Annotated in this window: 22 protein-coding genes; 10 read left to right on the plus strand and 12 right to left on the minus strand. The window is 59.3% G+C overall.

Annotated features, from left to right (window positions below; translation table 11 throughout):
- Positions 1-5 precede the first annotated feature (5 nt).
- The 3 genes from BSF40_RS13525 (at position 6) to BSF40_RS13535 (ending at position 2,572) form a co-directional block, all read left to right on the plus strand.
- Positions 6-1,148, plus strand: a complete 1,143-nt coding sequence (locus BSF40_RS13525; protein WP_095965491.1) for a DUF1120 domain-containing protein — start codon at positions 6-8, stop codon at positions 1,146-1,148.
- Positions 1,149-1,234: 86 nt separating this feature from the next.
- On the plus strand, positions 1,235-1,843 hold the full coding sequence (locus BSF40_RS13530) for a DUF1120 domain-containing protein (RefSeq protein ID WP_095965492.1): 609 nt from the start codon (positions 1,235-1,237) through the stop codon (positions 1,841-1,843).
- Positions 1,844-1,921: 78 nt separating this feature from the next.
- Positions 1,922-2,572 carry a DUF1120 domain-containing protein gene (locus BSF40_RS13535; protein WP_095965493.1) on the plus strand — a complete coding sequence of 217 codons (651 nt, stop codon included), beginning with the start codon at positions 1,922-1,924 and terminating at the stop codon, positions 2,570-2,572.
- A 7-nt stretch (positions 2,573-2,579) separates the two neighbouring features.
- Here the strand turns inward: BSF40_RS13535 and BSF40_RS13540 are convergent, their stop codons facing one another.
- The 6 genes from BSF40_RS13540 to BSF40_RS13565 all read right to left on the minus strand — a co-directional run bounded on the left by BSF40_RS13540 (position 2,580) and on the right by BSF40_RS13565 (position 8,990).
- Positions 2,580-3,890 carry a CynX/NimT family MFS transporter gene (locus BSF40_RS13540; RefSeq protein ID WP_095965494.1) on the minus strand — a complete coding sequence of 437 codons (1,311 nt, stop codon included), beginning with the start codon at positions 3,888-3,890 and terminating at the stop codon, positions 2,580-2,582.
- Entirely contained in the window at positions 3,880-4,539 is a 660-nt protein-coding gene (locus BSF40_RS13545) for a FadR/GntR family transcriptional regulator (RefSeq protein WP_095965495.1), read from the minus strand. Before BSF40_RS13545 ends, BSF40_RS13540 begins: the two co-directional genes overlap by 11 nt.
- A gap of 289 nt (positions 4,540-4,828) precedes the next feature.
- Positions 4,829-5,593 (minus strand): amino acid ABC transporter ATP-binding protein, encoded by a 765-nt coding sequence (locus tag BSF40_RS13550; protein WP_007972685.1) that lies wholly within the window; start codon positions 5,591-5,593, stop codon positions 4,829-4,831.
- Positions 5,594-5,603: 10 nt separating this feature from the next.
- Complete coding sequence (locus BSF40_RS13555) at positions 5,604-6,701, minus strand: amino acid ABC transporter permease (RefSeq protein WP_095965496.1); 1,098 nt, start codon at positions 6,699-6,701, stop codon at positions 5,604-5,606.
- Positions 6,702-6,711: 10 nt separating this feature from the next.
- A complete protein-coding gene (locus BSF40_RS13560; RefSeq protein ID WP_095965497.1) occupies positions 6,712-7,893 on the minus strand; it encodes an amino acid ABC transporter permease in 1,182 nt (393 codons plus the stop codon).
- Between the two features lie 65 nt (positions 7,894-7,958).
- On the minus strand, positions 7,959-8,990 hold the full coding sequence (locus BSF40_RS13565; protein WP_007972676.1) for an amino acid ABC transporter substrate-binding protein: 1,032 nt from the start codon (positions 8,988-8,990) through the stop codon (positions 7,959-7,961).
- Positions 8,991-9,458: 468 nt separating this feature from the next.
- Here BSF40_RS13565 and BSF40_RS13570 point away from each other — a divergent pair, with 468 nt between their 5' ends.
- The 5 genes from BSF40_RS13570 to BSF40_RS13590 all read left to right on the plus strand — a co-directional run bounded on the left by BSF40_RS13570 (position 9,459) and on the right by BSF40_RS13590 (position 14,793).
- Positions 9,459-10,115 carry an alpha/beta hydrolase gene (locus BSF40_RS13570; RefSeq protein ID WP_095965498.1) on the plus strand — a complete coding sequence of 219 codons (657 nt, stop codon included), beginning with the start codon at positions 9,459-9,461 and terminating at the stop codon, positions 10,113-10,115.
- A 109-nt stretch (positions 10,116-10,224) separates the two neighbouring features.
- A complete protein-coding gene (gene rhlB / locus BSF40_RS13575) occupies positions 10,225-11,715 on the plus strand; it encodes an ATP-dependent RNA helicase RhlB (RefSeq protein ID WP_095965499.1) in 1,491 nt (496 codons plus the stop codon).
- Between the two features lie 123 nt (positions 11,716-11,838).
- Positions 11,839-12,783, plus strand: a complete 945-nt coding sequence (locus tag BSF40_RS13580; RefSeq protein WP_095965500.1) for an ornithine cyclodeaminase family protein — start codon at positions 11,839-11,841, stop codon at positions 12,781-12,783.
- Between the two features lie 150 nt (positions 12,784-12,933).
- Positions 12,934-14,061, plus strand: coding sequence for an FAD-binding oxidoreductase (locus BSF40_RS13585; protein WP_095965501.1), 1,128 nt, complete (start codon positions 12,934-12,936; stop codon positions 14,059-14,061).
- Positions 14,062-14,151: 90 nt separating this feature from the next.
- Positions 14,152-14,793, plus strand: a complete 642-nt coding sequence (locus BSF40_RS13590) for a transcriptional regulator (RefSeq protein ID WP_007972668.1) — start codon at positions 14,152-14,154, stop codon at positions 14,791-14,793.
- Positions 14,794-14,927: 134 nt separating this feature from the next.
- Here the strand turns inward: BSF40_RS13590 and BSF40_RS13595 are convergent, their stop codons facing one another.
- The 6 genes from BSF40_RS13595 to BSF40_RS13620 all read right to left on the minus strand — a co-directional run bounded on the left by BSF40_RS13595 (position 14,928) and on the right by BSF40_RS13620 (position 20,270).
- On the minus strand, positions 14,928-15,704 hold the full coding sequence (locus tag BSF40_RS13595) for an ABC transporter substrate-binding protein (RefSeq protein WP_095965502.1): 777 nt from the start codon (positions 15,702-15,704) through the stop codon (positions 14,928-14,930).
- A gap of 308 nt (positions 15,705-16,012) precedes the next feature.
- Complete coding sequence (gene moaE / locus BSF40_RS13600) at positions 16,013-16,465, minus strand: molybdopterin synthase catalytic subunit MoaE (RefSeq protein ID WP_095965503.1); 453 nt, start codon at positions 16,463-16,465, stop codon at positions 16,013-16,015.
- Between the two features lie 3 nt (positions 16,466-16,468).
- Positions 16,469-16,711 carry a molybdopterin converting factor subunit 1 gene (gene moaD, locus BSF40_RS13605; protein WP_095965504.1) on the minus strand — a complete coding sequence of 81 codons (243 nt, stop codon included), beginning with the start codon at positions 16,709-16,711 and terminating at the stop codon, positions 16,469-16,471.
- Entirely contained in the window at positions 16,708-17,181 is a 474-nt protein-coding gene (gene moaC / locus BSF40_RS13610) for a cyclic pyranopterin monophosphate synthase MoaC (RefSeq protein ID WP_007972660.1), read from the minus strand. The genes moaD and moaC overlap by 4 nt, the downstream gene beginning before the upstream one ends.
- Before the next feature lie 233 nt (positions 17,182-17,414).
- Positions 17,415-18,809: a PhoH family protein gene (locus BSF40_RS13615; protein WP_007972659.1), complete on the minus strand. Its 1,395-nt coding sequence runs from the start codon at positions 18,807-18,809 to the stop codon at positions 17,415-17,417.
- Between the two features lie 336 nt (positions 18,810-19,145).
- Positions 19,146-20,270, minus strand: a complete 1,125-nt coding sequence (locus BSF40_RS13620; RefSeq protein ID WP_095965505.1) for a polysaccharide deacetylase family protein — start codon at positions 20,268-20,270, stop codon at positions 19,146-19,148.
- Between the two features lie 279 nt (positions 20,271-20,549).
- Here BSF40_RS13620 and yaaA point away from each other — a divergent pair, with 279 nt between their 5' ends.
- Both yaaA and BSF40_RS13630 read left to right on the plus strand, forming a co-directional pair.
- The gene (gene yaaA, locus BSF40_RS13625; protein ID WP_095965506.1) at positions 20,550-21,329 is read left to right on the plus strand and encodes a peroxide stress protein YaaA; all 780 of its coding nucleotides are present in this window, start codon (positions 20,550-20,552) and stop codon (positions 21,327-21,329) included.
- Between the two features lie 809 nt (positions 21,330-22,138).
- Positions 22,139-23,455, plus strand: a complete 1,317-nt coding sequence (locus tag BSF40_RS13630; protein ID WP_095965507.1) for a nucleotide sugar dehydrogenase — start codon at positions 22,139-22,141, stop codon at positions 23,453-23,455.
- Positions 23,456-23,533: the final 78 nt, after the last annotated feature.

A 23,533-nucleotide genomic window follows, 5' to 3' on the forward strand; every position in this document is an offset into this window, starting at 1 on the left:
TCCCCATGAAGCTGTCCCACCCTCTGCTGTTAACACTCGGCACGTTGATGTTAAGCGGACTGGCGCCGCACGCCTGGGCCCTCGCCGATGAATGCAAGCTCACCCTGAGTCAGCCGGTACTCGATTACGGTTTGACGAATCGGGCTATACGCGCCAATGGCTCCGCAGAGCGAACCCTGGGCGAGCGCCGCCTGAGCCTGAACCTGAGCTGCCCCCAACCCACTGACATGACCCTGTTCTACCGTGCCATGGCCGCGACCGCCGAGCGCTTTCGCTTTGCCGAGCACGGCAGCTATGCCGTGCGCATGAGTGACGCCGTGCTCGATGGGCAACCGGTGGACCTGGGCCTGATTTCTGCCATCGGCCAAGCACCTGAAGCAACCACTTCGAGTCTGCTTTGGCAACCGCAGCAGGCCATCGTTCCGGTTCGGGGCGGTGTGGCGGCGCAAGGGCAAAATCTTTCGGCGCAACTGGAGCTGACAGCCTGGGCGTCGGACAAGGCGTTGCAGGTACGTGACGCCGTAGTCTGGGAAACCACCGGCCTGTTCGACGCGGTCGCGACAGGCCTCTCAAGGGAGATAACCCTGCGCGCCCGTTTCGCCCCCACCGCGTGCAAAGTGGAACTGTCCAATGGCGGCCTGGTGGATTTCGGTCGGCTCACGAAAAACGATCTGAACCCTGACAAAAGCACCCGACTGCCGCCCAAGGATTTGACCCTGCGGGTCGACTGCGACGCCCCGATGGAATTTGCCCTGGTCATGCATGACAACCGCCCGGGCTCGGCAACGGACAACAGCGAGATTTACTACGGACTGGGTCTGGATCACCGCAGCAACAAGATCGGCCTGTACTCACTCAATGTCGATCCCGCTAACGCCAGCGCCGACAGCTTCGCACGCCTGTATCAAACCTACTCCACCACCCAGGGCGCGGCCTGGAGAACCTCCAGTTCGAACCCGATTCCGTTCGCCCAGAGAAGCTACCTGGGCTTTACGGACAGGGCCAGCAGCACCGCAGGCCCGGCCTTAATCCAGAACCTCACCACCACGGTGACGGTCGAGGCCATCATTGCCCCCACCAATAGCCTGGACCTGAGCAGCGCCGTTCACCTCGACGGCTCGGGGACGATCGAGATTTTTTACCAGTAACACCCACCCTGCCTTGTTGAAGCCGCGGGGCACTTACGCCCCTCGGAACATTCAAGGCCAACAACTAAAGAAAGGAAGTTTCACCCATGAAAAAGTACTTCGCAGCACTTGCTACTACAGCTGTAATCAGCACCGCCCCTCAGGCCTTCGCGGTGGACAATACCCTGGAGGTCAAAGGCACTATCATTCCAGTCGCTTGCACGCCGGTCTTCTCCAATGATGGCATCATCGAACTAGGCAAGATTTCGTCCAAAGAGCTTAATCCAGACACCCATAAAAAGGTCAGGGAAAATAACATTCAACTGGTCGTAACCTGTAGTGCTCCACAAAGGTTCTCACTGAATCCAATTGACAATCGACGCGAGACATCAACTGGTGATTGGTTTGGCCTTGGTCTGACCACCAACTTAGAAAAGTTGGGCTACTTTTACCCCGAAATTCTGAGTGTCAAGGACGGTGCAACACCGCTGGACCCAATCGACTCAATAGACGAGGCAAACTGGTCGAAAGCAACCTCTGCCAAACCGGGACGTTACTTGTCCGTTGCCGCTATTGGCGGCACCTCACCGATTGATGCAGAAGTTGTCACCTTTGATTTTAGGGTCGATACCTATATCGCCCCCGCCAACGGACTGACCCTGGACCAGGACGTCACCATTGACGGCTCCGCAACGTTCGAAGTGGCGTACTACTAAGGGCCAAGGCACTGAACCGTTCGTTGCCTGAATGAACGGTTCAGTGCCTAAACTTCTACGAGAAAAAGGAATTTATCGATGAAGCGTATTCCCATGGCTCTGACCACCGGACTGCTGATGGGCATGGCGACTGCAGCCCTTGCGGTGCCCCCCAATGAACTCTTGGTCAAAGGCACGATCACCCCGGTCGCCTGCATCCCGATTTTCTCCAACAACGGACTTGTCGACTACGGAAAAATTTCCCGAAAGGACCTGAACGTCGACACAAGGACGCAACTGCGTGACGAGTTCCTCGACCTCGACATCAGCTGCAACACCGCGGCTCCTTTCGCATTGATCATGCGCGATAACCGCGAAGGCTCGGCCATCGTCAACAGTGAGATCTACTACGGTCTGAACGTCGACCGCAGCGGCAACAGGATCGGTCTGTACTCGTTGCACTTCGATCCTGCCCGCACCGTAGCGGACGCTCTGCCGCAAGTGTATCGAACCGACTCCACCACTGGCGGGCGGGGGTGGAGTACATCCAGTTTCAGCCCCATACCGATTGCCGCCAATAGCTGGCTTGGCTTCACCGATTTGGCGGGCAGCACCGCAGGTCCTGTCGAGATCAAGAACCTGAGCAGCCGGGTCACCCTCGTCGCCGTCATTGCCCCCACCTCAACGCTGGACCTGAGTGACGATGCAATACTCGACGGTTCCGCAACCCTGGAGGTTGTCTATTTATAGGCATCTGTCACGGTTGAATTCTCTCGCTGCTGACTTGCACATACAGCGCCCTCCCGGCCCCGAGACCGGCGATGATCGCACCCAGGCCGATGACACCGAAGATCCAGCCCACCGCCGTCCAGCCACCGGTCCAGTCATGCACGATACCGACCGCGAACGGCCCCATGGACGCCAGGGTGTAACCAAAACCCTGGGCCATGCTCGAGAGGTTCGCGGCGACGTGGGAGTCCCGCGAACGCAACACGATCAGGGTCAAAGCCAGGCTGAACGTGGCACCCTGCCCCAGCCCCAGCACGATCGCCCAGCCCCACAAGCCTTCGATCGGCGCATACAGGCAACCGAACAGACCACCGAGGGTCAGGGCCATAACAATCACGATCGCCAGGCGCTGGTCCTTGCCACGTGTAGCCAGCCAGGGCGCGGCGAGGGAGCTGACCAGTTGCACGATCACCGAACCCGACAACACCAGTCCGGCCTGGGTCGGGGTCAGACCGCGACCGATCAGGATCGACGGCAACCAGCCGAACACGATGTAGGCCAGGGACGATTGCAGGCCCATGTACAAGGTCACCTGCCAGGCCAGCGGATCGCGCAGCAAGCCTCGAACGCGGTAGGCAACGTTGTGCGCGCCGTGTTTCTGGCTGATTTGCGGCAGCCAGAACAGCGCCGCCGCCAATGCCGGAACAACCCAGAAACCGAGGCCCAGCTCCCAGCGCTTGTCGAAGTGCTCGCTCAGCGGCACGGTCGCACCCGCCGCCATCGCCGCGCCCAAGCAAAGGGCCATGGTGTAGACGCCGGTCATGGTTCCGGCCTGTTTCGGGAAATCACGTTTGACGATGCCAGGCAGCAACACACCGATCACGCCGATGCTGGCACCGGCCAGCACACTGCCGGCAAACAGGCCGATCTCACCGAACGAACTGCGCAGGATGATCCCGCCAGCGAGTGTCAGCAGAATGCTCAACACCACCCGCTCAGCCCCAAAACGTCTGGCCAGCAGCGGAGCCAGCGGCGCAAACAGGCCAAGACACAACACCGGCAACGTCGTCAGCAAACCGGCCTGCGATGCCGACAAGCCAAGGGACTTCGAGACGTCGCTGAGCATCGGCGCCATGCTCGACAGCGCCGGGCGCAGGTTCAGCGCCACCAGAATCAGACCCAGCAGCAACAGCCACGGCCGGCGCAGAACCGGGTGAGTTTGCTGAACCTGTTCGTCATCGGCCTCGGCGTCGATCAGCAGCTCTTCCAGCTCTGCCGAACGTTTTGCGGCTGTGGATAATTCACTGCGCGGTATCGACTTCCCGGTTTCAAGGTTCATTGATCAACTGCCTCGACAAGGATTTGGCCCGCTCCGGATCGCGTTGTTCGACGGCTTCGAGCAATTCGATATGCAGGTCGAACACTTCCTGGCGGCGCGGGACGATGCTCAGGGTCTGGCGCAACTGCGCGCCGACGATGCTGGAGAAATAGCGATACAGCTCGCTGAGGGTCGGGTTGTGAGCGGCGTCCACCAGGCGCCGGTGGAACACCAGATCGCAGGCGATGTAGGTGTCGAGATCGCCGTGGTAGTGACTGCCGCTGACACCCAGCGCCTCGCGCAATGCCACCAGGTCTTCATCGGTGCGGCGCATGGCTGCCAGGCCGATGGCCTCGACTTCGAGGATGTGCCGGGTTTCCCGCGCCTGCTCAAGAGAGCAACGGGACAACGCCTTCAGGGTATCGAGCGGATCGACCACCGCCCGCAGGTAACTGCCGTCGCCCTGGCGGATTTCGATCAACCCGGAAAACGCCAACACGCGCATGGCTTCGCGCACGGTGTTGCGGCTGATGCCCAGTTCCGCCGACAACTCGGGCTCGGTGGGCAAACGCTGGCCGACGACCCAGATACCCTGGTTGATACGCTGGCGCAGTTGGTCCAGGGCCTGATCGACCAGGGATCGTTTTACCAACGGAGAGATTTCTGACATGGAATTCGCCCTCTCATCCAATCATAGGATGAATTTTCTGACATGGTAGTCAACATATTCCAAGAGGGCAACCGTTCAGAATTGGCGTGTGATCAATGGAGTCGGTAGCACAACCCCCTGTGGGAGCGGGCTTGCTCGCGAAGGCGGCTTAACATTCAACGAGTATGTTGCCTGACACTCCGCTTTCGCGAGCAAGCCCGCTCCCACAGGGTTTTGCATTCGGACGTTAAATCGCGGACAAAAATAAACCCGGAACTCAGTCCGGGTTTATTTCAGTGCCGGGGCTCGATCAATGCAGGATCTGGCTCAGGAACAGCTTGGTGCGATCATTCTGTGGGTGATCGAAGAAGTCGTTCGGCGCGGCCTGTTCGACGATCTCGCCCTTGTCCATGAAGATCACGCGGTTGGCCACGGTGCGGGCGAAGCCCATTTCGTGGGTCACGCAGAGCATCGTCATGCCGTCTTCGGCCAGGCCGATCATGGTGTCCAGCACCTCTTTGACCATCTCCGGATCGAGGGCCGACGTCGGCTCGTCGAACAGCATGATTTTCGGTTTCATGCACAGCGCGCGGGCGATCGCCACACGCTGCTGCTGACCGCCGGACAACTGCCCCGGGTATTTATGCGCCTGCTCCGGAATGCGTACGCGTTCCAGGTAGTGCATGGCGATTTCCTCGGCCTTGCGCTTGGGCATCTTGCGCACCCACATCGGCGCCAGCGTGCAGTTCTGCAGGATGGTCAGGTGCGGGAACAGGTTGAAATGCTGGAACACCATGCCGACTTCGCGGCGGATCGCTTCGATCTGCTTGAGGTCGTTGGTCAGTTCCACGCCATCGACCACGATGCGGCCCTGCTGGTGTTCTTCCAGACGGTTGAGGCAGCGGATGGTGGTGGACTTGCCGGAACCCGACGGGCCGCACAACACGATACGCTCGCCCTGCTTGACGTTGAGGTTGATGTCTTTCAACACGTGGAACTGGCCGTACCACTTGTTCACGCCCTGCATCTGAATAATGCCTTCAGGGCTCACAGGCTTTTTATTTGCTTCGCTCATAAAAGAACTCCTAACGCTTGTGGCCTGTGTCGAGCTTGCGTTCCAGATGCATGGAATAGCGCGACATACCAAAACAGAAAATCCAGAACACCAGGGCGGCAAACACATAGCCTTCGGTGGCCATGCCCAGCCATTTCGGATCGGCGGCGGCTTGCTTGACGCTGTTGAGCAGGTCGAACAGGCCGATGATGATCACAAGGCTGGTGTCCTTGAACAGCGCGATGAAGGTGTTGACGATGCCGGGGATCACCAGCTTCAGGGCTTGCGGCAGAATCACCAGGCCCATGCTGCGCCAGTAGCCCAGCCCCATCGCTGCAGCCGCTTCGTACTGCCCCTTGGGAATCGCTTGCAGACCACCGCGCACCACCTCGGCCACGTAGGCCGACTGGAACAGGATCACGCCGATCAGGGCCCGCAGCAGCTTGTCGAAGTTCATGCCTTCAGGCAGGAACAGCGGCAGCATCACCGAGGACATGAACAGCACCGTGATCAACGGCACGCCGCGCCAGAATTCGATGAAGGTCACGCAGACCACGCGAATCGCCGGCATGTTCGAACGACGCCCCAGGGCCAGGACAATCCCCAGCGGCAGCGCACCGGCGATGCCGACGGTGGCAATCACCAGGGTCAGCATCAGGCCGCCCCACTGGCTGGTCGCCACCTGGGTCAGACCGAAGACGCCGCCGTGCAGCAAGCACCAGGCAATGATCGGGTACAGCACCAGGAAGCTCAGCCCGTACACCGCCTTATGGTGAAAGCGCGAGATGAACAACGGCGCCACGCCAACGATCGCCAGCCACACCGTCAGGTCCACGCGCCAGCGCAGTTCCGGCGGGTAGTAGCCGTACATGAACTGGCCGAAGCGCTGCTGGATGAACACCCAGCAGGCGCCCTCCTTGGTGCAGTCGGCCTGGCTGGTGCCAACCCAGTTGGCATCGAGGATCGCCCACTGCAGGATCGGCGGGACAACCAGGTAAATCAGATAGAACGCAAACAGGGTCAACAGCGTGTTGAGCCAGCTGGAGAACATGTTCGCGCGCATCCACGCCACCACACCGATGCTGCTGCTCGGTGGGGGCATGTCAGGTTTGAAAGTATGAGTGCTCATGCGCTTTTCCTTACCGCTCGATCAGCGCAATGCGCTTGTTGTACCAGTTCATCAGCAGGGAAATGCTGATACTGATCGCCAGGTACACGCTCATGGTGATCGCAATCACCTCGATCGCCTGGCCGGTCTGGTTCAGCACCGTTCCTGCGAACAGCGAGACCATTTCCGGATAACCGATACCGGCCGCCAGCGAGGAGTTCTTCGCCAGGTTCAGGTATTGGCTGGTCAGCGGTGGAATGATCACGCGCAGGGCTTGCGGGATGATCACCTTGCGCAGGGTCGGACCATTGCGCAGGCCGAGGGAATGCGCCGCTTCGGTCTGGCCGTGGCTGACCGACTTGATGCCCGAACGCACGATCTCGGCGATGAACGCTGCGGTGTACACCGTCAGCGCCAGGGTCAAGGCCAGCAGTTCCGGGATCAGTACCCAGCCGCCGACGAAATTGAAGCCTTGCAGCTTCGGCATTTCCCAGTGCACCGGCGCGCCGAAAATCAGGGCGCACAGGGCCGGGATCACCAGGAACAACGCCAGGCCGACCCAGAACTTGTGGAACGGCACACCGGTGGCTTCAAAGCGCTTGGTCGCCCAGCGGCTCATCAGCACGATGGCGACGATGGCGACGACAACGCTGGTCACAAACGGCCAGAAACCGTCCGACATCAACGCCGCCGGCATGTTCAGGCCGCGGCTGCTGACGAAGAAGGTATCGCCGAAATTGTGGCTGTTACGCGGCCCAGGCATGGTCAGGAACACCGCGAAGTACCAGAACAGGATCTGCAGCAGCGGCGGAATGTTACGGAAGACTTCCACGTACACCGTCGCCACTTTGGCGATGATCCAGTTCTTCGACAGCCGCGCCACACCCACGATGAAACCCAGGATCGTCGCCAGGATCACGCCGATGAAGGTCACCAGCAGCGTGTTGAGCAGGCCGATGACAAACACCCGGGCATATGTGTCCGCTTCGGTGTAGTCGATCAGGTGTTGAGCGATGCCGAAACCGGCACTGCGCTCCAGAAAGTCGAAACCGGAGGTAATGCCCCGGTGCTGCAGGTTGGTCTGGGTGTTATCGAACAGATACCAGCCCAGCGAGACCACCCCGATAATCGTGATGATCTGGAATACCCACGCGCGCACTCGTGGATCGCTGAGGCTGAGCCTCTGCTTTGGTGCGCCGATTGAATTTTGCATGAAGTGCCCCGGAAATAATGGAACAGAACATCACCCGGTGGTTGGCCCACCGGGTGATAGAACCATCAGCGCACTGGTGGTGCGTATTGAATGCCGCCAGCGTTCCACAGAGCGTTCAGCCCGCGGTCGATTTCCAGCGGAGTGCTCTTGCCGAGGTTTTTCTCGAACACTTCGCCGTAGTTACCAACCTGCTTGACGATCTGCACGACCCAGTCTTTCTTCACTTTCAGGTCTTTGCCGTATTCACCGTCGGTACCCAGCAGACGGGCAACGTCAGGGTTCTTGGTGCCCTTGGCTTCGGCTTCGACGTTCTTCGAAGTGATGCCGGCTTCTTCAGCGTTGAGCATGGCGTAGCCAGTCCAGCGCACGATGGCCAGCCACTCGTCGTCGCCATTACGCACGACCGGGCCCAGAGGCTCCTTGGAAATGGTTTCCGGCAGAACCACGTAGTCCTTCGGCGAAGCCAGCTTGCTGCGCTGGGCGAACAGCTGGGATTTGTCGGAGGTCAGTACGTCGCAACGACCGGATTCCAGCGACTTGGCGCTTTCGTCGGAGGTGTCGAAGGTGATCGGGGTGTATTTCAGGCCGTTGCCGCGGAAGTAGTCGGAAACGTTCAGCTCGGTCGTGGTACCGGCCTGGATGCAGATGGTTGCACCGTCCAGCTCTTTAGCGCTTTTCACGCCCAGCTTGTTGTTTACCAGGAAGCCGATGCCGTCGTAGTAAGTGATGAAGCCCGGGAATTTCAGGCCCATGCCCGCATCACGGGAGCTGGTCATGGTGGTGTTGCGCGACAGAATGTCGATTTCGCCGGACTGCAGCGCGGTGAAGCGCTCCTTGGCGTTCAACTGGCTGAACTTGACCTTGGTCGCGTCGCCGAAGACAGCCGCCGCCACTGCACGGCAGTAGTCAGCATCGATACCGACGATCTTGCCGGTGGAATCCGGAACCGAGAAGCCTGGCAGACCGTCGCTGACGCCACACTGCACGAAACCTTTCTTCATCACTGCATCCAGGGTTGCGCCCGCCTGGGCAAACCCGCTGACACCGAGTACCGCGGCTGCAGTCACGATAGCCAGGGTGGATTTCAACATCTTCATTCAAACCTCCAGTTTTGCTCTTGTTGTGTCGGAGCGTGAGTCCTGTCGCACCCTTTTGAGGCGTAGTCGACCCGTGTTGGCTTGTTTTTGGGTCAACCGACGTAAGACGTTAGCTATGAGTCTAGTAGGAGAAAATCCACGTCATGGAAAACTCGCTCTCACCAGTCGGCCGAACGGGCTGTAGCCCTTTCACGTTCGCGAAGCCCCGTATCGGCCTTTGGCGAACATCCATCACCGGATTCTTTTCAATCCCACTAACAACCTCGGCCTGATAGTGTTACCGACAGGCGTAGGATTTTTCATACAGAGTTCGCCATAGCAAAGCCCGTACCACACCGCTCGCCGAAGCGGTTCAGCTGCAGGTCAATAGCAAAACTTGTAACCTTGCGACATCTTCGTAACTGATCAACCAGACACGCACTCAGCCCTCGCACTCAATGAGAGCGCACGCACACTTTTGGAGCAGCCATGACCAACCCCTTGATTCTTGAACCCGTCAAGACCGCAGACGCCTGCGTTATCTGGCTGCACGGCCTGGGTGCCGATCGCTACGACTTCCTGCCAGTGGCCGAAGCCCTGCAGGAATCCCTGTTGAGCACCCGCTTTGTTTTGCCCCAGGCGCCGAGCCGCGCCGTCACCATCAACGGCGGATACGAGATGCCGAGCTGGTACGACATATTGGCCATGAGCCCCGCGCGCGCGATCAACCGCGAGCAACTGGAAGAGTCTGCCAACTGGATCATCGAACTGATCGAATCGCAGAAGGCCAGCGGAATAGACGCCTCGCGGATTTTCCTGGCCGGCTTTTCCCAAGGCGGTGCCGTGGTGATCCACACCGCTTTTCTGAAGTGGCAGGGACCGCTGGGTGGCGTCATTGCCCTTTCTACTTATGCACCGACCTTCAGCGACGAACTGCAACTGTCCGCCAGCCAGCAGCGCATTCCGGTACTGTCGATGCACGGCCAATACGACGATGTGGTGCAGAACTCGATGGGACGCAGCGCCTACGAGCACTTGAAGCATCGTGGTGTCACCGTGACATGGCAGGAATACCCAATGGGCCACGAAGTGTTACCCGAGGAAATTCGCGACATCGGCACCTGGCTCACCGAGCGCTTGCGTTGACCCTCCAGGTTCCTTTCTTTGTTTAAAGGCCCCTTTGATCCATCCCACTACGCCGCGCCCGATTCTTGCATTACACTGGCCGGCGTACATTCCTTAACCAATTGATGAGATGACCGTGCTCAAAGCACTCAAGAAAATGTTCGGTAAAAGCGAGACTGAGCAACTCGCGCCAGTCCCCAGCGCTCCGTCTCACGCTCCCAGCCACCGCACCGACGGTAATCAGCCTGAACGGGCCGCCACCACGACGGCACCCAAGCATGAGCCCAAGCCCGCACCCGCTGCCCAGCCTGTGGCGATAGCAGCCCCGGAACAGCCGCTCAGCGAAACACCGAAACCCGCCAAACCGCGCCGCGAACCCAAGCCCAAGGCGCCGGTCATCCCATGGAAACTCGAAGACTTCGTTGTCGAGCCCCAGGAAGGCAAAACCCGCTTCCACGATTTCAAGCTGGCCCCTGAACTGATGCACGCCATCCAGGACCTGGGCTTCCCGTATTGCACACCGATCCAGGCACAGGTGCTGGGCTTCACCCTCGCCGGCAAAGATGCCATCGGCCGCGCCCAGACCGGTACCGGCAAAACCGCTGCGTTCCTGATCTCGATCATCACCCAGTTGCTGCAAACCCCGCCGCCGAAAGAGCGCTACATGGGTGAGCCTCGGGCACTGATCATCGCGCCAACCCGCGAACTGGTGGTGCAGATCGCCAAGGATGCCGCCGACCTGACCAAGTACACCGGCCTCAACGTCATGACCTTCGTCGGCGGCATGGACTTCGACAAACAGCTCAAGCACCTCGAAGCCCGCCACTGCGACATCCTGGTGGCCACGCCGGGCCGCCTGCTGGACTTCAACCAGCGCGGCGACGTGCATCTGGACATGGTCGAAGTGATGGTGCTGGACGAAGCCGACCGCATGCTCGACATGGGCTTCATCCCGCAAGTGCGCCAGATCATTCGCCAGACGCCGCCGAAGGCCGAGCGCCAGACGCTGCTGTTCTCCGCGACCTTCACCGAAGACGTGATGAACCTGGCCAAGCAATGGACCACCGACCCTGCCATCGTCGAAATCGAAGTCACCAACGTGGCCAACGAAAACGTCGAGCAGCATATCTACGCCGTGGCCGCTGCCGACAAGTACAAGCTGCTCTACAACCTGGTCAACGACAATGGCTGGGAACGGGTGATCGTGTTCGCCAACCGCAAGGATGAAGTGCGACGCATCGAAGAACGCCTGGTGCGCGACGGCATCAACGCTGCGCAACTGTCCGGCGACGTGCCGCAGCACAAGCGCATCAAAACCCTCGAAGGTTTCCGCGAAGGCAAGATCCGCGTCCTGGTCGCCACCGACGTGGCCGGTCGCGGTATCCACATCGACGGCATCAGTCACGTGATCAACTTCACCCTGCCGGAAGTGCCGGACGACTACGTGCACCGCATCGGACGGACCGGTCGTGCTGGCGCCGACGGTGTGTCCATCAGCTTTGCCGGTGAAGACGACTCCTACCAGTTACCGTCCATCGAGGAAAAACTGGGGCGCAAGATCAGCTGTGAAACACCACCGACGCATCTGCTGCGGGCGGTTGAGCGCAAGCGCCCACACTAAAGGACGCTGAAAAGACAAGCGCAGCCGGAAACGGACTGCGCTTTTTTTTCGCCCGGATATTGTGAGATAAAACTAAAAGTCCATAATGGACAAATTAGTTTACTTTCAGTCCCGGAGCCGACCATGTCCAATACGCCCCAAGTGATCAACCAGAACCAGGCTCGCGAATTGCTGGCGCAGGTCGACGTGCCGCAGATCCTGCGCAAAATGTTCCGTGACCTGGCGGCCGGGCAAGCCGTGCAACCGGCACAACAACGGGTGGAATTTCCCCAGGGCGCCGGTGACTTCATCAACTACCTGGGTGTGTTGGCCGAAGACGGCGTGTACGGCATCAAGACTTCACCCTACATCGTCCGTGAGCAAGGACCCTTGGTGACTGCATGGACTGTGCTGATGTCGATGCACACCGGCCAGCCGCTGTTGCTGTGCGACGCGGGTGAACTGACCACCGCACGCACCGCCGCGACCACCGCCGTGGCGGTCGATGCCCTCGCGCCGCTGACTGCCAATCGCCTGGCCATCATCGGCAGCGGCAAAGTGGCCCAGGCGCACCTGCATTACGTGAAAGGCCTGCGCGACTGGCAGAGCATCAGCCTGTATGCGCCGCACCTGAGCGATGATGCTCAAACCGTGAGCCTGCTGAAAAACATCGAACCACGCCTGAACATCGTCGAGAGTCGCGAAGCTGCCGCGCAGGACGCCGACGTGATCATGCTCTGCACCTCATCCGCCGGTCCGGTGATCGATCCGTCGAGCTTGCGCAAACCGGCGCTGATCACCTCCATCAGTACCAACGCGCCGCGTGCCCACGAAGTGCCGCCGCAAAGCCTCAATGACATGCAGGTGTTCTGCGACTATCGCCTGACCACCCCCGGCGCAGCCGGTGAAATGCTGATTGCCGGCGAACAACATGGCTGGGACAAGAGCGCGATTGTCGGCGACCTGCCGGACCTGCTCAGCGATAAAGTCCAGCGCCCCGGTTACGATCGGCATGTGTTTTTCCGCTCCATCGGGCTGGGCCTGGAAGACATTGCGCTGGCCAATGCCATCTATCGCCTGTCCCGCTGACACCACCACTCACCTGTGGGAGCGAGCCTGCTCGCGAATACGATCTTTCATTCAACATAGATGTTGACTGATCCGACGCTTTCGCGAGCAGGCTCGCTCCCACAGGAAATCTCTACACCATTGGCATTTACGCCCCATCAGGAGACGTTCATGAGCCAGGCAGATTTCATCATCATCGGCGGCGGTATCGCCGGCGCTTCCACCGGTTTCTGGCTGTCGCAGCATGGCCGCGTGATCGTGCTCGAACGCGAATCCCATCCGGCCTACCATTCCACCGGACGTTCGGCCGCCCTGTACACCGCCGCCTACGGCACCCCGCAGGTTCGCGCACTGACCCTGGCCAGCCGGGATTTTTTCGACAATCCGCCCAGCGGCTTCTGTGAACACCCGCTGTTGACGCCACGCGGCGAAATGACCGTGGATTTCACCGGCGACCCGGACGAACTGAACAGGCAATACCAGAGCGCGAAAGCCACGGTGCCGGAGATGCAATTGCTCAGCACCGACGAGGCCTGCGCGCTGGTACCTGTCCTGCGCCGGGAAAAAGTCCACGGCGCGATCTACGATCCGACCGCCACCGACATCGACACCGACGCCCTGCATCAGGGATACCTGCGAGGCATCCGCCGCAATCAGGGCGAAGTCCACACCGACGCCGAAGTCGTCAGCCTGAGCCGCGATGACCAGGGTACATGGCACGTCCAGACCGGCACTCAGACGTTCAGCGCCCCGGTCATCATCAACGCCGCCGGCGCCTGGGCCGACAGGATCGGCGAACTGGCCGGCGCCAGACCCCTGGGCCTGCAACCGAAACGCCGTGCCGCGTTCATCTTCGCCGGCCCGGAGGGCGTGGACATCCATCATTGGCCAATGCTGGTCAGCCTCGACGAATCCTTCTACATGAAACCCGACGCCGGGATGTTCCTCGGTTCGCCGGCCAACGCCGATCCGGTGGAACCCCATGACGTACAGCCTGAAGAACTGGACATCGCCATGGGCATCTACCAGATCGAAGAAGCCACGACCCTGACCATTCGCCGCCCGACCCGCACCTGGGCCGGCCTGCGCAGCTTCGTCAGCGACGGCGATTTGCTGTCCGGCTTCGATCCACAGGTGCCAGGGCTGTTCTGGGTCGCGGCGCAAGGCGGGTATGGCATTCAGACTTCGCCGGCCATGGGCCAGGCCAGCGCGGCACTGGTGCGCGGTGCAGCGTTGCCCGAGTCGTTCGGCCGGTTTGGCCTGAATGCCGACATGCTCTCCCCTGCCCGCCTCGGCTGAGCCTGATCCTCAGGTGACGTGCCCCCACGATTACGGCACACTTTCAGCGCCCCTTTGATGGGGCGCTGACGCTGCCTGGAGTTCCACTGTATGAACGCCCCCGAAAAAGACTCGGCCCTGGACGACACGTCCCTGGATAACTTCCACGCGATCGCCGACGCCATCGCCACGTTGTTTTTCCCCCACGCCGAAGTGGTGCTGCACGACCTGCGCACGCAAAAGGTCGACTACATCGCCAACAACCTGTCCAAGCGGGAAATCGGCGACGACTCGGCGCTGGAAGACATGCTCAGCGACGATGTCAGCGAACGAAACATCGGGCCGTACGAAAAGCTAAATTGGGATGGCCAGAAGATTCGCAGCCTCAGCACGGTACTGCGCGACAGCGAAGGTCATCCGCTGGCGGTGCTGTGCATCAACCTGAATATTTCGCTGTTCGAGAATGCCAAGGCCGCTTTGGACCTGTTCCTGTCGCCGACCAAACTGATCCCGCAACCGGATGCACTGTTCCGCGATGACTGGCAGGAGCGGATCAACACCTTCCTCCACGCCTGGCTGCGCGAGCGCCAGTTGAGCCTGAACCTGCTGACCCGCGACCACAAACGCGAGCTGGTGCTGGCGTTGCACGCCGAAGGCGCGTTCAAGGGCAAAAGCGCATCGAACTACGTGGCCAATGTGCTGAACATGGGCCGGGCGACGGTGTACAAGCATTTGAAGGAATTGAAGGGCTAGGCCCTGAAATTTGTATAGCTGGATCTGGCCTCTTCGCGAGCAAGCCCGCTCCCACACTGGTTCTGCATCGAACACAAAATCTGTGTTTGGTAGAGATCCATTGTGGGAGCGGGCTTGCTCGCGATAGCGGACTATCAGTCGCCGTAGATATCCGACTTGAAGTACTTGTCCGAAATCTTCTGGTACTCACCACTGGCACGAATGCCATCAATGGCCGTGTTCAGCTCGCTGACCAGTTCAGTGTTGCCCTTGCGCACGGCAATCCCGGCACCCTCGCCCACATACTTCGGATCTTTCAGCTCCGGCCCGACAAAGGCGTAACCCTTGCCACGCGGCATCGACAGGAAGTCATTGAGTGGAATGGTGTCGGCAAAAATCGCGTCGAGGCGACCGGCTGCCAGGTCCATGTAGATTTCTTCGTTGTTACTGTAGCGCTTGACGTTGATGCCCTTGGGCTCGAACACCTCGGTGGCGTAACGGTCGGTGGTGGTGGCGCGCTGCACGCCGACGGTCTTGCCCTTGAGGCTGGCGTACTGGTCATCCACCACCGCGCCGTCCTTCATCACCAGGCGCGACGAAGTGAAATAGTACTTGTGGGTGAAGTCCACCGACTTCTTACGGTCTTCATTGATGGTCATGGACGACAGCGCCATGTCGATTTTCTTCACCTTCAGGGAAGGAATCAGACCGTCGAACTCGCCTTCGACCCACACACACTTGGCCTTCATCTGCGCGCACAGGGCGTTGCCGATGTCATAGTCGAAACCGACGATCTCGCCTTTGTCGGTTTTCGAAGCGAACGGTGGATACGCGGCTTCGATGCCGATGCGCAGGGTTTTCTCGGCGGCGAACACAGAACTGCACGCCAACAGGCTCAGGGCCAGACCGGTGATGAGGGGGAACTTCTTCATGTTCGTTTTCTCGCGGTTGTTGTTGGTTTGGCAAGACAGAAGAAAAAGCTGAAACGGGGGTGGAAACCTTTTTTGTACTTATAATTCCATCTTGGACTTTTATGTATTAGTCGTCAATCAGGCAAATGCAGCCCGTGCCGGCCGATGGTCGGGTGGTGGTTCTGCAAGGTATTGGGTGAGTCGAATGGCCCCTTCGCGGGCAAGCCCGCTCCCACAGGGTTCTGTGTTGTATACAAAATTTGTATTCAACCAGATCCATTGTGGGAGCGGGCTTGCTCGCGAAGGCTGACTTGAGAGCGCCGCAGTGCTTACTGCTTCCAGCGATCCGCCGCCGCATGATCGCTGTCACGCCCTTCCACCCAACGCGGCCCGTCGCTGGTGTTTTCCTTCTTCCAGAACGGTGCGCGGGTTTTCAGGTAATCCATGACAAAGGCGCAGGCGTCGAATGCCGCCTGACGATGGGCGCTGGCCGCGCCGACGAAGACAATCGGCTCGCCCGGCTCCAGGGCGCCGATGCGGTGCAGTACTTCCAGCTTGAGCAGCGGCCAGCGCTGCCCGGCCTCAATGGCGATCTTGCCCAAGGCCTTTTCAGTCATGCCGGGATAGTGTTCGAGGAACATCCCGGCGACGTCCAGACCGTCATTGAAGTCGCGAACATAGCCGACAAAGCTCACCACCGCACCCACACCGACATTGGCGTCGTGCATGGCATTGACCTCGGCGCCCGGATCGAACGGCGTGGACTGCACGCGAATGGCCATGGTTCAGCCTCCGGTCACGGTCGGGAAGAACGCCACTTCATCGCCCTCGCTGACCGGCTCGTCGAGCTGGCAGAGGTCTTCGTTGCGGGCGCACATCAGGTTCTGCTCGCTCAATACCTCGGCACCGTCACGTTGCGCCAACAGCGCGCGGACATCGTCGACAGTGGCGAAGTTGCCTTCAACTTTCACCGAGTCCACCCCCAGCGCTTCACGATAACGGGCGAAAAACTTCACGGTCACGTTCATGGCTGCTCCGCCTGGAAATGTCCGCTCTTGCCGCCGACCTTCTCCAGCAGACGCACACTTTCGATGGTCATGCCACGGTCCACGGCCTTGCACATGTCGTAGATGGTCAGCGCGGCGACACTGGCGGCGGTCAGGGCTTCCATCTCGACGCCGGTCTGCCCGGACAGCTTGCAGCGCGCCACGATGCGCACCGAATCGTCGCCTTCAGCACTGAGCTCGACCTTGACGCCGGTCAGCATCAGCGGATGGCACAGGGGAATCAGATCGCTGGTTTTCTTCGCCGCCTGGATGCCGGCAATGCGCGCCACGGCAAACACATCACCCTTGGGGTGGCCGCCACTGACGATCATCTGCAGGGTTTCGGGCAGCATGCGCACCAGCGCTTGGGCCGTCGCCTCACGGAACGTCACGGCTTTTTCGGTGACGTCGACCATGTTGGCGCGACCTTGGGAATCGAGATGAGTCAGCACGGATTTACTCCTGATCAGGAGCATCGATTGTAAACCTGTGGGTCAATTTTTCGCACGCACGATTATCGGCCCACCACAAACCAATGTGGGAGCGGGCTTGCTCGCGAAAGCGGCAGGTCAGTCAATGCATGGGTGACTGATCCACCGCATTCGCGAGCAAGCCCGCTCCCACAGGTTTTTCATACTTCCACAAAAACCGGGCGGCTGTAGGGCCGCCCGGTTTCGGTGGACAATTACAAATGCGATTCGGCGTATTCGGCCAGGATCGAGCGTGGTACCCCTTGCAAGGTGATGTGCACCCCGTTCGGGAAGTCCTTGAAGCGTTCAGTGAGGTAGGTCAGCCCGGAGCTGGTCGCGGACAGGTAAGGGGTGTCGATCTGTGCCAGGTTACCCAGGCACACCACTTTGGAACCGGCGCCGGCACGGGTGATGATGGTTTTCATCTGGTGCGGCGTGAGGTTCTGGCATTCGTCGATCAGGATCAGGCTCTGCTGGAAGCTGCGGCCCCGGATGTAGTTAAGGGATTTGAACTGCAACGGCACTTTGCTGAGGATGTAGTCGACGCTGCCATGGGTGCTTTCGTCATCCATGTGCAAGGCTTCGAGGTTGTCGGTGATGGCGCCCAGCCACGGCTCCATTTTTTCCGCCTCGGTGCCGGGCAGGAAGCCGATTTCCTGGTCCAGGCCCTGCACGCTGCGGGTGGCGATGATGCGGCGATAACGTTTGCTGACCATGGTCTGCTCGATCGCAGCGGCCAGCGCCAGGATGGTTTTACCCGAGCCTGCGGCACCCGACAGGTTGACCAGGTGGATGTCCGGATCGAGCAAGGCGTACAGCGCCAGGCTCTGATAGATATCACGCGGTTTCAGGCCCCAGGCCTCTTGGTGCAACAGTGGTTCCTGGTGCAGGTCGAGGATCAGCAAGCGGTCCTCTTCGATCTCCTTGATCCAGCCGACAAAGCCCTGTTCATCAATGATGAATTCATTGATGTGCACCGCCGGCAGGTTGTCGATCAACTGCACCTGATGCCAGGTGCGGCCGTGGTCTTGACGGGTTTCGACCTTGCTCACACGGTCCCAGAAAGAGCCGGTCATGTTGTGGTAGCCATTGGGCAGCAAGGACACGTCATCGACCAGTTGGTCGGTGCTGTAGTCCTCGGCCGCGATCCCGCAGGCGCGCGCCTTGAGGCGCATGTTGATGTCTTTGGTGACCAGCACCACGGGCTTTTTCGGGTCGCGTGTGTGCAGATCGATCAGTTGATTGATGATTTTGTTGTCATTCAGGTGCTCGGGCAGAATCAGGTTCGGCTCGGCATGCTTGCTCATCAGAATTGACAGCAAACCCTTGGGTCCGCTTTTGCCACGCTGGATCGGCACACCCTGCTCGACATCCTCGGGTGAGGCATCGCCCAGGGTCTTATCGATCAGACGGATGGCCTGGCGGCATTCGGCGGCAACGCTGTGATGCCCGCTCTTGAGCTTGTCGAGCTCTTCAAGCACGGTCATCGGGATTGCGACGTGGTGTTCTTCGAAGTTGAGCAGCGCGTTTGGATCGTGAATCAATACGTTGGTATCGAGTACATAAAGGATTGGCTGGTTGGAAGAAGAGCTACGTCCGTGATCATCCATACTCGGTCACCTTTGTGGGAGCCATTCGACGCAATACCTTGACGGTGCTGCGCCTCGAAGTGACTGCCGAATACACCTGCGGGGACTCAAGTGTTCTGCATACATGCGGGGTCTTGGAAGACGCCACCTGTGTTGCAGGTTTCGGCGGTCTGTCTTCGTAATACTCCAAAACGTGTGACAGAAAAAAGTACTTTGACGTTTTTTTGAAGTTTATTTTTCAGAGTGACCAATAACACTTGGCGGACTGCCATCACCCGTTTAAAGTCGGAAGTCCACCTGCAACGAATCCCCTTCCAAAATCGGCAAAAAACCAATATTTACGGGGTTTTGTCATATTCAGCGAAACGCATCCTGGCAATCCTCCCAACCGATCCCGACCGGCGCCGTTTGCGTGACCAGCCACGGCAACGCCGTTTTCACCCCATCCTGCTTCACATTGAAATTGATCACCCCGTGCCGCCACAGCAGCATCAGGGTCAGCACCCGTTGCGCACTCGGGTTGCCCTTGAGTTTGCCGGCGCCGTCCTGGGCGTCGATGTCCCACAGCGCTACCTGCAAACCCTGAGCCTTGAAGAAACCTTCGGCATCGGATCGGCGCTGGCCATCGGGCGGACGGAACAGCGGCACGTAGTTCTCCGGCAGCTTGCTTTTGACCAGTTCGGCGCTGCGGCGCACCGAATCCTGCCAGTCCTGCCAGTGGCTGTGGGAACGGAACTCCCAGCCTTGTACGCCGATGCACTGGCTCGAGTAGGTCCCTTGCAGGTGACTCACCGAAGCTTCGGCCAAACGGGCCTGGATGTCCTTGCCGAGGACGAAGAACGTCCCGCTCATGTTCGACTTGCGCAGGTACTCGGTGACCCAGGCGGTGTTGTCCGGCGCGGCGTTGGCAGCACTGTCGAAGGTCAGCAGAAACAGCCGGTCGTGCATCCCGTCGCCGGAGCGCTCATAGTCACCAAAATGATCGACTTCGCTGCTGGTTTGCGGGAACAGGGCGGCCTTGCGCAATTGTTCGTCCAGGTACTGGGTGTGGAACACACGACTCGGTTCGGCCCACTTGATGTAGTAGCTGTCTGCACTGACCTGGAACTTGGCAGCTTGTTCGCGCAGGGTGGGCATGTCTTCGACCAGAAAACAGAAGGACGCATCCTGGTCGCAACTCTGTTGGGCGTAGTTGTAGTTGGCCAGCAGCCGTTGCCACAGATGCTCGCGAACCCGGTTGACCGACTCCAGGTTGATCGTACGCAAGCCCAGGCGCTGGGCCAGGGCGGGTTCATCCAGCGCTTCGCTGGCCAACAGCACTCTGGAAAACATGAGGATCTCGGCCCTCGACGCCACGTCGAACAGCGTTGGACTGACGAGTTTTTCTGGCCAGGTGCTGCGATCAAGCGTCGCCACATCGCCCGGTGCCGCGATGGCAGCGACGCTCAGTAGCCAGATCGAGATGAGAAAAGCGATACGCAATGGGATGTCTCCATAACAAAACCCGCGCGGCACTATAGCTGATCCAGGCACAACTCCCGCAGCAACACTGAACCACTGTGGGAGCGAGCTTGCTCCGGGCGGCGTTCCGACGAAAGCGGTGTATCAGTCGACATTTTTGGTGAATGTCATACCGCTTTCGCGAGCAAGCCCGCTCCCACAGGTTCAGCGCATACCACCGGCCATCACCTATGGACGCCATAGCTGGAGTCAACGCCGACAACCCCCTAGAATCGCCGCCACGATTAAAGGAGACGACTCATGCTGATGGTGATTTCACCCGCCAAGACCCTCGATTATGAAACACCGCCGGCGACCCAGCGCTTCACTCAGCCGCAGTACCTCGACCACTCCCAGGAGCTGATCCTGCAATTGCGCGAGTTGTCCCCGGCACAGATCAGCGAATTGATGCACGTTTCCGACAAGATCGGCGGGCTCAACGCCGCGCGTTTCGGCAGCTGGACGCCCGCGTTCACCCCGGAAAACGCCAAGCAGGCGCTGTTGGCCTTCAAGGGCGATGTGTACACCGGCCTGAATGCACAAACCTTCAGCGAAGCCGATTTTGACTATGCCCAGCAGCATCTGCGCATGTTGTCCGGCCTGTACGGCCTGCTGCGTCCACTGGACCTGATGCAACCCTATCGCCTGGAAATGGGCACCAAATTGCCCAACGCCCGGGGCAAGGACCTGTATGCCTTCTGGGGTACACGCATCAGCGAATGGCTGAACGAAGCCCTGGTCGATCAAGGCGATGACGTGCTGCTCAACCTGGCGTCCAACGAGTACTTCTCGGCGGTCAAACGCAACGCCTTGAACGCACGCATCATCAATACCGAGTTCAAGGACCTGAAGAACGGCCAGTACAAGATCATCAGCTTCTACGCGAAAAAGGCCCGTGGCTTGATGAGCCGCTTCGTCATCGAAGAACGCATCAACGATCCGGCCACCCTCAAGCAATTCGACGTTCAAGGTTATCGCTACAGCGCTGAACAGTCCAAACCGGACAACCTGGTGTTTCTGCGCGATCACGCACCAGAGTGATGCAGCCGGTCGGCGCATGAGCGAACACCCCCTCATGCGCTGCCCATTGATCGTCCGACAATTCCCCTCCTGATCGCCAGCCTATTGGCGTCAAAAAACCATCGATCGTTTTCCTAACTTTAGTTTCACTCGACTTCAATCATTTTTTTGCGTAGTGGCACTGACTTTTTTCAACAGTAGTGGCAAAAAACTATCCGCCCCAATTATCCGCCTATATATAAAGGGCCAAACGGCAAGTGCTATCAATTTGAGAGCAGTGCCATCTTTCTCAATATTTCAAGAAATTTCAGATTTCACGATGAGCGGACCGGAACTATGTCCAAACGCGCCGCTCATACCACCGGTAACGATTCTCGCCGAACCTGTACGAGATAACTTACGCAGATAAGCGATTCTTGTAGCGAAGTTGCAATACTAACTTGCGCTGACTAATCACTGATTTGAACAACAGCGAGCGGACAGGAGATAACGCGGTATGACTATCCCCTACAAGGCCACGGCAGCGCCCCTATAAACGTGCTCACCCGAGCACCCAACCGCTTGATTTACGGGCTTTCGGCCTGACATCAAGCGTGCAAGGCCGTTGCACCTGCATCCTTCGGAAGGAGGATCGGCTGCATAACAGGGCAAATCATAACAACAAGGCCTAGTTGCGCACCCCTTGAGTGCATTTATTTAGACACTCGTAACTTATATGCCAGCACAGGGCATTGCTGCGCCTGTAAGGCGCACTTGCGAGTGCACTAAAACACGCTGAACACCATTAACTCCGGCCTTCTAATGGCTTGATCAATACAGAGGTAATTGCGATGCGCATCAGCATATTTGGTTTGGGTTACGTTGGCGCAGTATGTGCCGGTTGCCTGTCTGCACGGGGTCATGACGTCGTTGGCGTCGATGTGGCCAAAGACAAGATCGATATGATCAATGCCGGCAAATCGCCGATTGTTGAACCAGGCCTGGGCGAACTTCTGGCCCAGGGCATCCAGACCGGTCGCCTGCGTGGCACCACCAACTTCGCCGAGGCGATTCGCGACACCGATCTGTCGATGATCTGCGTGGGCACGCCGAGCAAGAAAAACGGCGACCTGGAACTGAACTACATCGAGGCAGTGTGCCGCGAAATCGGTTTTGTCCTGCGTGACAAGACCACCCGCCACACCATCGTCGTGCGCAGCACCGTGTTGCCGGGCACAGTGGCCAACGTGGTCATCCCGATTCTCGAGGACTGCTCGGGCAAGAAGGCCGGCGTTGATTTCGGCGTGGCCGTGAACCCTGAGTTCCTGCGTGAAAGCACTGCGATCGCCGACTACGACCAGCCGCCAATGACCGTCATTGGCGAGTTCGACAAAGCGTCCGGTGACGTTCTGCAATCGCTGTACGAAGAACTCGACGCACCGATCATCCGCAAGGACATCGCAGTCGCCGAGATGATCAAGTACACCTGCAACGTGTGGCACGCCACCAAGGTCACCTTCGCCAACGAAATCGGCAACATCGCCAAGGCAGTCGGCGTCGACGGTCGCGAAGTGATGGACGTGGTCTGCCAGGACAAGACCCTCAACCTGTCCCAGTACTACATGCGCCCGGGCTTCGCCTTCGGCGGCTCGTGCCTGCCAAAGGACGTGCGTGCACTGACCTACCGCGCCGGTTCCCTGGACGTGGAAGCGCCATTGCTCAACTCGCTGATGCGCAGCAACGAATCCCAGGTGCAGAACGCTTTCGATATCGTTTCCAGCCACGACAAACGCAAAGTCGCCCTGCTGGGCCTGAGCTTCAAGGCCGGTACCGACGACCTGCGCGAAAGCCCGCTGGTTGACCTGGCGGAAATGCTGATCGGCAAGGGCTACGACCTGAGCATCTACGACAGCAACGTCGAGTACGCCCGCGTTCACGGTGCCAACAAGGACTACATCGAGTCGAAGATTCCGCACGTCTCGTCCTTGCTCAACGCCGACTTCGACGCAGTGATCAACAACTCCGACGTGATCATCCTCGGCAACCGTGACGAGAAATTCCGTGCCCTGGTGCAGGACGTACCACACGGCAAGCAGGTGATCGACCTGGTGGGCTTCATGTCCAAGGCCACCAGCGTCAACGGTCGCACCGAAGGGATCTGCTGGTAAAGCAGCCATAAGCGACAAGCTTCAAGCGGCAAGTTAAGCGCTCCTCACTTGCAGCTTGAGGCTTGAAGCTTTCAACTG

Origin of the sequence: Pseudomonas sp. ACN5 (assembly GCF_002303975.1) — a bacterium.
In the GTDB taxonomy this organism is placed as follows: domain Bacteria; phylum Pseudomonadota; class Gammaproteobacteria; order Pseudomonadales; family Pseudomonadaceae; genus Aquipseudomonas; species Aquipseudomonas laurylsulfatiphila.

Excerpts from the sequence above, each read along its gene's own strand:
- BSF40_RS13555 (WP_095965496.1), bottom strand. The coding sequence starts at position 6,701 with ATGAGCACTCATACTTTCAAACCTGACATGCCCCCACCGAGCAGCAGC.
- rhlB (WP_095965499.1), top strand. The coding sequence starts at position 10,225 with ATGACCGTGCTCAAAGCACTCAAGAAAATGTTCGGTAAAAGCGAGACT.
- BSF40_RS13570 (WP_095965498.1), top strand. The coding sequence starts at position 9,459 with ATGACCAACCCCTTGATTCTTGAACCCGTCAAGACCGCAGACGCCTGC.
- BSF40_RS13585 (WP_095965501.1), top strand. The coding sequence starts at position 12,934 with ATGAGCCAGGCAGATTTCATCATCATCGGCGGCGGTATCGCCGGCGCT.
- moaE (WP_095965503.1), bottom strand. The coding sequence starts at position 16,465 with ATGGCCATTCGCGTGCAGTCCACGCCGTTCGATCCGGGCGCCGAGGTC.
- BSF40_RS13590 (WP_007972668.1), top strand. The coding sequence starts at position 14,152 with ATGAACGCCCCCGAAAAAGACTCGGCCCTGGACGACACGTCCCTGGAT.
- BSF40_RS13545 (WP_095965495.1), bottom strand. The coding sequence starts at position 4,539 with ATGTCAGAAATCTCTCCGTTGGTAAAACGATCCCTGGTCGATCAGGCC.
- yaaA (WP_095965506.1), top strand. The coding sequence starts at position 20,550 with ATGCTGATGGTGATTTCACCCGCCAAGACCCTCGATTATGAAACACCG.
- BSF40_RS13525 (WP_095965491.1), top strand. The coding sequence starts at position 6 with ATGAAGCTGTCCCACCCTCTGCTGTTAACACTCGGCACGTTGATGTTA.
- moaD (WP_095965504.1), bottom strand. The coding sequence starts at position 16,711 with ATGAACGTGACCGTGAAGTTTTTCGCCCGTTATCGTGAAGCGCTGGGG.
- BSF40_RS13535 (WP_095965493.1), top strand. The coding sequence starts at position 1,922 with ATGAAGCGTATTCCCATGGCTCTGACCACCGGACTGCTGATGGGCATG.
- BSF40_RS13530 (WP_095965492.1), top strand. The coding sequence starts at position 1,235 with ATGAAAAAGTACTTCGCAGCACTTGCTACTACAGCTGTAATCAGCACC.
- BSF40_RS13550 (WP_007972685.1), bottom strand. The coding sequence starts at position 5,593 with ATGAGCGAAGCAAATAAAAAGCCTGTGAGCCCTGAAGGCATTATTCAG.
- BSF40_RS13580 (WP_095965500.1), top strand. The coding sequence starts at position 11,839 with ATGTCCAATACGCCCCAAGTGATCAACCAGAACCAGGCTCGCGAATTG.
- BSF40_RS13615 (WP_007972659.1), bottom strand. The coding sequence starts at position 18,809 with ATGGATGATCACGGACGTAGCTCTTCTTCCAACCAGCCAATCCTTTAT.
- BSF40_RS13560 (WP_095965497.1), bottom strand. The coding sequence starts at position 7,893 with ATGCAAAATTCAATCGGCGCACCAAAGCAGAGGCTCAGCCTCAGCGAT.
- BSF40_RS13595 (WP_095965502.1), bottom strand. The coding sequence starts at position 15,704 with ATGAAGAAGTTCCCCCTCATCACCGGTCTGGCCCTGAGCCTGTTGGCG.
- BSF40_RS13630 (WP_095965507.1), top strand. The coding sequence starts at position 22,139 with ATGCGCATCAGCATATTTGGTTTGGGTTACGTTGGCGCAGTATGTGCC.
- BSF40_RS13565 (WP_007972676.1), bottom strand. The coding sequence starts at position 8,990 with ATGAAGATGTTGAAATCCACCCTGGCTATCGTGACTGCAGCCGCGGTA.
- BSF40_RS13540 (WP_095965494.1), bottom strand. The coding sequence starts at position 3,890 with ATGAACCTTGAAACCGGGAAGTCGATACCGCGCAGTGAATTATCCACA.